8 protein-coding genes are annotated in these 8,267 nt (G+C 35.5%); all 8 read left to right on the forward strand.

Translation table 11 applies throughout. The features are described from left to right. The first annotated feature begins 286 nt into the window (after positions 1-286). A complete protein-coding gene (locus ACN0QX_RS14545) occupies positions 287-1,561 on the forward strand; it encodes an ABC transporter ATP-binding protein (RefSeq protein ID WP_417197989.1) in 1,275 nt (424 codons plus the stop codon). A 13-nt stretch (positions 1,562-1,574) separates the two neighbouring features. After that, the gene (locus ACN0QX_RS14550) at positions 1,575-2,360 is read left to right on the forward strand and encodes a sulfotransferase domain-containing protein (protein WP_417197991.1); all 786 of its coding nucleotides are present in this window, start codon (positions 1,575-1,577) and stop codon (positions 2,358-2,360) included. Further along, positions 2,361-3,182 (forward strand): FkbM family methyltransferase, encoded by an 822-nt coding sequence (locus ACN0QX_RS14555; RefSeq protein ID WP_417197993.1) that lies wholly within the window; start codon positions 2,361-2,363, stop codon positions 3,180-3,182. Continuing rightward, positions 3,179-4,450, forward strand: a complete 1,272-nt coding sequence (locus ACN0QX_RS14560; RefSeq protein ID WP_417197995.1) for a glycosyltransferase — start codon at positions 3,179-3,181, stop codon at positions 4,448-4,450. The genes ACN0QX_RS14555 and ACN0QX_RS14560 overlap by 4 nt, the downstream gene beginning before the upstream one ends. A gap of 20 nt (positions 4,451-4,470) precedes the next feature. Beyond that, positions 4,471-5,607, forward strand: a complete 1,137-nt coding sequence (gmd, locus tag ACN0QX_RS14565; protein ID WP_417197997.1) for a GDP-mannose 4,6-dehydratase — start codon at positions 4,471-4,473, stop codon at positions 5,605-5,607. Then, the gene (locus ACN0QX_RS14570; protein WP_417197999.1) at positions 5,600-6,529 is read left to right on the forward strand and encodes a GDP-L-fucose synthase family protein; all 930 of its coding nucleotides are present in this window, start codon (positions 5,600-5,602) and stop codon (positions 6,527-6,529) included. The genes gmd and ACN0QX_RS14570 overlap by 8 nt, the downstream gene beginning before the upstream one ends. A gap of 59 nt (positions 6,530-6,588) precedes the next feature. Further along, the gene (locus ACN0QX_RS14575) at positions 6,589-7,365 is read left to right on the forward strand and encodes a glycosyltransferase family 2 protein (RefSeq protein ID WP_248395114.1); all 777 of its coding nucleotides are present in this window, start codon (positions 6,589-6,591) and stop codon (positions 7,363-7,365) included. After that, positions 7,362-8,267: glycosyltransferase (locus tag ACN0QX_RS14580; RefSeq protein ID WP_417198001.1), on the forward strand; the 906-nt coding region annotated here is incomplete at its 3' end. The genes ACN0QX_RS14575 and ACN0QX_RS14580, both read left to right, overlap by 4 nt.

The raw sequence follows: 8,267 nt of genomic DNA on the forward strand, positions 1-8,267 counted from the left end.
GGTGAGAGGTTAGTGGTGAGAGGTTAGTGGTGAGAGGTTAGAGGTGAGTCGGTAGAGGTGAGAATAAAGATTAAAGAGGAAAGAATACTGACTTAAGATTAACGATTGTTGATTGTTGAAGTTGAAATGAAGAAGGATAATTGATGAGTTAGAAAGAAATAATTATTTTTTTATAGTCGCAGTCGCAGTCGCAGTCGCAGTCGCCGTCGCAGTTAACAGTTGACGGGTTAGAATTATAGAGGTTTGAATAATGAAACATTGAATATCGAATAACGAATTATAGAATATGAGTGTCATTTTAAAAGCCGAAAACATCAGCAAACAATACCGCCTTGGGCTTGTGGGTACTGGTACCATTAGTCATGATTTGAACAGGTGGTGGGCTGGTATTCGCGGTAAGGAAGATCCGTATTTAAAAGTGGGTTCTGTAAACGACCGCAGTGCTAAAGCGGATAGTGATTATGTTTGGGCGTTGCAAGACATTAATTTTGAAGTACAGCGCGGTGAAGTATTGGGTATTATTGGGAAAAATGGCGCTGGAAAAAGTACGCTGCTTAAAATATTAAGTCGGGTTACGATCCCTACAACTGGTGAAATTAAAACCAAAGGCCGCATTGCTAGTTTACTGGAAGTAGGAACGGGGTTTCACCCCGAACTCACTGGGCGTGAGAATATTTATTTAAATGGGGCTATTCTAGGGATGAGTAAGGCTGAAATACGCAGCAAAGAGGACGAAATTATTGCTTTTTCTGGTTGTGAGCGTTATGTAGATACCCCTGTAAAACGGTATAGTAGTGGTATGCGCGTACGCTTGGCTTTTGCCGTTGCCGCTTTTTTAGAACCTGATATTTTGGTGATTGATGAGGTGTTGGCTGTTGGTGATGCCGAATTCCAAAAAAAGGCCATTGGCAAAATGCAGGATATTAGTCAAGGCGATGGGCGGACGGTGTTGTTTGTGAGTCATAATATGGCCGCTGTAAAAAGCTTGTGTACTCGGGCTATTGTTTTGGAGCACGGGAAAACGGTTTTTGAAGGTGGAACGGATGACGCTGTGGATTTTTATTTGAATAATGAAAATATGCAGTTAAGTAGTGGTTTGGTTGAATATGTTGCTGATGAAGTTAGTAATAACGAGATACAGTTGTTGCAAGTTTCTGTTACAGATACAACACAACGCATTAGGTCGGCATTTTTGCAGTCTGAAGCCATCCATATTCAGATCACTTTTTTAGCCAAAACGGAGATAAAAGGCATGCGATTTAATTTAAGTGTTAAAAACACCTATGGTGTTATAGCATTTGTCACTAGTTCACATGAATTAACCAAATTAGGTATTGCAAAAGGAGAACATACATTAAAACTCATCATACCAGAATTTTTATTAAATAAAACGCAATATACCTTAACTCTAAACGCCGGAATTCCAGGTAAGATAATGCTTATAGAACCTATTGATGTCTTACTTGTTAATATTGAAGGTGAACATGCTGGAGGTTCTACTTACATTGAAAAATGGCCTGGACTTGTTTCACCTAAATTAGAATGGACCTTAGATGAATAAATTAAAAAAAAATATGAAGCGTATTTTAAAGTTTGATGAGCGTATTGCACAACAAACAGAAAATAAGATGCGTATGAATAATTTTTTACCCATTACAGAAACAAAACCACAGGATATTTTTATTGCAGGTTTTCCAAAGTCCGGAAATACATGGATGCAAAACCTGATAGCTGGTTTACAATATGGTATAGAAACGTCCATGCTACCAGATTCACTAACGCAAGAGTTGATTCCGGATGTTCATGGGAAACAATACTATAAAAGATTTCATGATGTGGTATTTTTTAAAACGCATGAGCTTCCAAGAAAAGAAATGAAACGTGTAATTCATTTGGTTCGAGATGGTAGAGACGCCATGGCATCTTATTATGCAATGCATCAAGCTATGAAAAAGCAAGTAACATTAAAGGAGATGGTTCTTGAGGGTAAAGATGTATATCCATGTAGATGGCATGAACATACTCGAATTTGGTTAGATAACCCTTTTAATGCTGAAATACTAATAATAAAATATGAAGATTTAATTCAGGATGCCTTTAAGGAATTAAAAAAAATTGTAGAGTTTGCTAAATTAAGTTGCACGGACGATTTAATTTATAAAGCTATAGAAGGAAACTCTTTTGAGCAAATGAAGAAGAAAGAAAAAGAATTTGGTTGGAATAATAAAGAATGGGATGCAAATGAAGACTTTATTAGAAAAGGAAAAGTAGGTTCATATAAAGAAGAGATTTCAGTTGAATTAATTCAATCTTTCGAGAGTCTTTCAAAAGTTGAATTAGAATTTTTTAACTATTTATAAATGAAGAAGTATATTTCTCCAGAGATTAAAGCACTTATAAAGCGAAAGCTTAATAAGATTTCTTTAAAGTCTGAAACTGAATTCGAAAAATTAAAACTAATACCAAGATATACAAAAACATCAGCTGTTATTGATGGGTTTAAGTTGGTTATTCCTGATAGTGCTTCTTTCTTATTTATGTACGATGAAATTTTTAGAACAGAAATTTATAAGTTTAAAACAAATAACCAAAGGCCTTACATCATTGATGGAGGTGCCAATATAGGATTAGCGACTATTTATTTTAAGAAACTATTTCCTGATGCAGAGATTGTGGCATTTGAACCAGATTCCTATATCTATGATATTTTGGAGTCTAATATAAAGAGTTGTGCTTTTGATACTGTTAAACTTATTAAAAAGGGTTTATGGAATGAAGAAACAACTTTAAAGTTCAAGTCAGAAGGTGCGGATGCTGGATTATTAGAAACGATTAATAAAAGTGATAATTCCAATAGTCATGATATACCAGTGACTTCCTTAAAACCTTATTTACAAAAACCTGTAGATTTTTTGAAATTAGATATAGAAGGTGCAGAAACCACAGTATTAAAAGATATAGCTGAAGATTTAGAGAATGTGGCACGTATATTTGTAGAATATCATTCTTTTGTTGGGCAGGAACAGACATTGAATGAAATTATACAAATACTAAAAGAAGCGGGCTTTAGACTCTATATTTCTTCTCCTGGGATATCAAGCAAATCTCCATTTGTAAAGTTAACGGAATATTGTGGTATGGATATGCAGTTAAATATCTATGGAATTAAACAGCATAAATGAAAATACTAATAGTCAACACATACGATAGAGGAGGCGCAGCAAATGCCTGTTTGCGTTTGCATGAAGGTTTGTTGCATAAAGCGGTTGATTCTAAAGTGCTTTTAAGACATAAGGAGAAATCATTACCTAAAACATTTCAATTTCATAAAAGCCATTCATCCAAAAGTAAGTTTCATATTTTAAAAGAAAAAGTATTGCTTTTTTTACGTGTTATGGGTATTCTTAACAAACCAAAACCATCTAAAGAACAGCAATTTTTAAAACAACGGGAATCTGGTTTGGAATTATTTAGTTTTCCAGATTCAAATTTCGACATCACCAGTTCTCCACTTTATCAAGAAGCCGACATCATTAATTTGCATTGGGTAGCCAGTTTTTTAGATTATGAGTCCTTTTTCAGAAAAAACACCAAACCCGTGGTTTGGACCTTGCATGATATGAATCCGTTTACGGGTGGCGAACACTATTTGGAAACAACTTTAGGTATAGATTCAGTTGGAGAGCCTCTATCAAGAGAGCTATCAGAACTAGAGAAACGTGTATTTAAAGAAAACTTATCTTTAAAATTTAAAGCCATACAATCTGCCTCAAATATTAGTATCGTTGCACCTTCGGAATGGTTGGGACTAGAAGCTCAAAACAGTACTGTTTTTAAATCAAAACCAGTGTATTGTATTCCTTATGGGATTAATGCTGAAGTATTTCAACCCAGAAATAGAAATTATTCAAGAGCGATTTTAAATATCCCCAAAAATAAAAAAGTTATTTTATTTGTAGCCGATTCCATTAGTAATCACCGAAAGGGATATGCCTATTTAAAAAAAGCTTTTGACTTGATGCAACGTGATGATGTGATTTTATGTGCTGTAGGGAGTAAAAAAAGTGCATTAGAGTCTGTTAAGAATACGATTGAATTAGGTTCTATTTATGATGAACGCTTAATGAGTATGGCCTATTCTGCTGCCGATGTATTTGTTATTCCCTCATTAATGGATAACTTGCCTAATACGGTTTTAGAATCGCTTATGTGCGGTACACCCGTTATAGGGTTTCCAATTGGAGGCATTCCAGATATGATTCAAGATGGTGAAAATGGTTTGTTGACTAAAACGGTTAATAGTATGGCATTATTAGACACGATTGACACGTTTCTTGTAACCATGGACTCATTTGATAGAGAATCTATTAGAGCGCATGCTATTAAAAAATATGATTTAAAAATTCAAGCAGATTCGTATATTGACTTGTTTAAGACTATATTAAAATAATAAGAGGTGTCAAGTTTAAAATGAAAAATCAAAAAACAGCATTAATTACAGGGGTCACCGGACAAGATGGTGCCTATTTGGCCGAGCTTTTGCTAGAAAAAGGCTATCAGGTACATGGTATTAAACGTCGCGCCTCTTTATTAAATACAGACCGTGTAGATCATTTATATCAAGATCCGCATGAGGAAGATATTCGGTTTACCTTACATTATGGCGATTTAAGTGATGCGATGAATATCACGCGGATTATTCAAGATGTGCACCCTGATGAGATTTATAATTTGGGTGCCATGAGTCATGTAAAAGTGAGTTTTGATACGCCGGAATATACCGCCAACGTAGATGGTTTGGGAACCTTGCGGATTCTAGAAGCCGTTCGTTTATTGGGGCTTACAGAAAAAACTAAAATCTATCAAGCTTCCACGTCGGAATTATATGGTTTAGTACAAGAAACCCCGCAATGTGAAACGACACCATTTTATCCGCGATCGCCTTATGGTGTGGCAAAATTGTATGCCTACTGGATTACCGTTAATTATAGAGAAGCTTATAACATGTACGCTTGTAATGGGATTTTGTTTAATCACGAATCCCCTTTGCGTGGAGAGACCTTTGTGTCCCGAAAAATAACACGCGCAGCCAGTCGGATTGCTTTAAAGCAACAAGATGTTTTATATTTAGGAAATCTAGATGCGCAACGCGATTGGGGACATGCCAAAGATTATGTAGAAGCTATGTGGCTGATGTTGCAACAAGAAACTCCTAGAGATTATGTGATAGCCACAGGTGTTACTACAACTGTTCGAGATTTTGTGAATATGGCTTTTAAAGAGGTTGGAATTGAACTTATCTTTTCGGGTAAAGGCGCTGATGAGGTGGCGGTAGTTTCTGCTTGCCATGATTTGGAATACCAATTGCCCATTGGCCAGGTAGTTGTAAAAATAGATCCTAATTATTATAGACCAACAGAAGTAGATTTATTAGTGGGAAATGCGGATAAATGTAAAGAATTGTTGAATTGGGAGCCGAAATATACCTTGGAGACATTAATAGCCGAAATGATGGTTTATGATTTAAACATGTGCCAGAAAGAAGCCTATTTAAAAGCAGGTGGTTTTGATTCCAACGCGCAGAAAGCCTCTTTTAAGCATGAATAAAAACGCTAAAATATATGTTGCTGGTCATACTGGAATGGTAGGTTCTGCCATTATGAGAGCCTTGGAAGCCCAAGGATTTACGAATTTGCTTTATAGAAGCTCTAAAGAACTGGATTTAACCAATCAGCAAGCCGTTTCTACGTTTTTTGAAACGGAAAAACCAGACTATGTGTTTCTCGCGGCCGCTAAAGTAGGTGGGATTGTCGCTAATAATACGTATCGTGCCGATTTTTTATATGAGAATCTTATGATGGAGGCGAACGTGATTCATCAGAGTTATGTGCATGCCGTCAAGAAACTTTTGTTTTTAGGGTCGTCCTGTATCTATCCAAAATATGCGGAGCAGCCAATACAGGAATCTAGTATGTTAACTGGTGCTTTAGAACCGACCAATGAGCCTTATGCTATTGCGAAAATAGCAGGTGTGAAACTTTGTGAAAATTATAATAGACAATATGGTTGTAATTTTATTTCCGCTATGCCTACTAATTTATATGGACCGAATGATAATTACGATTTAAAGAATTCCCATGTGCTACCCGCTTTGTTGCGTAAGTTTCATGCTGCGAAAGAAGCCAATTTACCTCGTGTTGAGGTTTGGGGTTCAGGAAAACCCATGCGCGAATTTTTGCATGTGGATGATTTGGCTGAAGCTTGCTGCTTTTTAATGACACATTACACCGGGAATGCACCTATTAATATTGGTACGGGAACAGATTTATCTATCCAAGACCTAGCGCATTTAATCCAAGATATTACTGGTTTTAAAGGAACTATTGATTGGAATACTGACAAACCTGATGGTACGCCACGTAAATTATTAGACGTTAGTAAAATTCATGGTTTGGGCTGGAAACATAAGATAGGTTTGAAAGACGGGATTCGTTTAGTTTATAATGAGAAGTTTTTAAAAGAGAAATAGAGTGTATTATCTGTATGGTAAAAGATCTGAGAGGTTATTAATTGTTAACGCTTTATTAAATGAAAATTAGTGTATTAACACCCAGTTATAATTCTGGTAAATATATAGAAACGAGTATTGCTAGTGTTTTAGCGCAAGGTTATACCAATTGGGAGCATATAGTTGTGGACGGTTTATCATCAGACAATACGGTAGAGATACTTAAAAAACATGCACATATCAATTGGATATCCGAAAAAGATAGTGGGCAATCGGATGCTATGAACAAAGCTTTTGGATTATGTACTGGAGATTTAATTGTGTATTTAAATGCTGATGATTATTTTTACCCAGATGCTTTTCAGATTATTGTTGACAAGTTTAAGGATTATCCTAGTGCTGATATTATTGTGGGTAATTTAGATGTTGATCGAAATGGGGTACTTGAAACGAGTACAAATGCAACTATATTGTGGCAAGATTTATCGATTATAAAAGGACGTTTCCCTTTAAACCCTGTTAGTTATTTTTATAAAAGAAAGGTTCAGGAAACTATCGGAAATTTTCCAAATGATGAACACTATACAATGGATTATTGGTTTTTAATTCGTGCTTTTTATCTTTTTAAGCCAGTAAAAATCGAAGATGTTTTGGGTTGCTTTGTGTTCGATGGGAACAATAAAACAAGCGTAATTGTTGATGGTTTTTCAATTCAGATGCCACATGCGCTCCGATTTACCTTAAAGTATACACCTAAACGTTTTTTTAAAGTCTATTATAATTTACTGAAAAATAAAAGGAATAAAACTCGTGAAGCTGTATTGTTAAGAAAGGTGTTAAAAAAATTAAGCAGATGAACATTGCCATTTTTTCACCCAGTCAGAACCCATATTCGGAAACCTTTATTCAGGCACATAAACACTACCTGAAAGGTTCTGTTTTTTATTATTTTGGAACAAAAGCGCGCATCAGATTAGAAGGTGCTGGAAGTTTGGTTTCTAAATTACAAATTTTGCGTTATCGTTTCATTCGCAAATTTAAAAATTATTCTTATTCTTATGTTCAAGAGCAGTCGGTTTTAGCATCATTAAAAAGACATGCTATAGATGTTGTTTTAGTAGAGTATGGCACACATGCTCATCATTTATTGCCCATTTTGAAACAAAGTGGTTTGCCTGTCGTGGTTCATTTTCATGGCTATGATGTGAGTGTTTACGAAACTTTAATAAATTGCAATAATTACCAAGAAGTTTTTAGTATAGCCTCTAAAATTATAGCGGTTTCCAGAAAGATGGAACAGATGTTGTTAACGCTAAGCTGTCCAAAAGACAAGCTGGTTTATAATGTATATGGACCACAGCCCGAATTTGAATTGGTTAAACCAAATTATGCGAAAAAGCAGTTTATAGGCATTGGCCGTTTTACGGATAAGAAAGCACCTTATTATACGATTTTGGCTTTTAAAGAAGTCGTTGCGAAACATCCTGATGCTCAATTGCTTTTGGCAGGTGATGGTGTATTGCTTAATATGTGTCAAAACCTTGTTAAGCACTATGGTATTGAAAAACACGTTCAATTTTTAGGTGTCATAACACCCGAAACTTACAGACATATACTATCAGAATCGTTAGCTTTTGTGCAACATTCTATAACTGCTAGTAATGGTGATATGGAAGGCACGCCCTTGGCTGTCTTGGAAGCTAGCGTTGCTGGTTTACCTGTAATAGCAACGAATCATGCTGGTATTCCTGATGTTATT

The sequence above is a fragment of the Bizionia sp. genome, assembly GCF_048259285.1.
Taxonomy (GTDB): Bacteria; Bacteroidota; Bacteroidia; order Flavobacteriales; family Flavobacteriaceae; genus Algorimicrobium; species Algorimicrobium hallyeonense.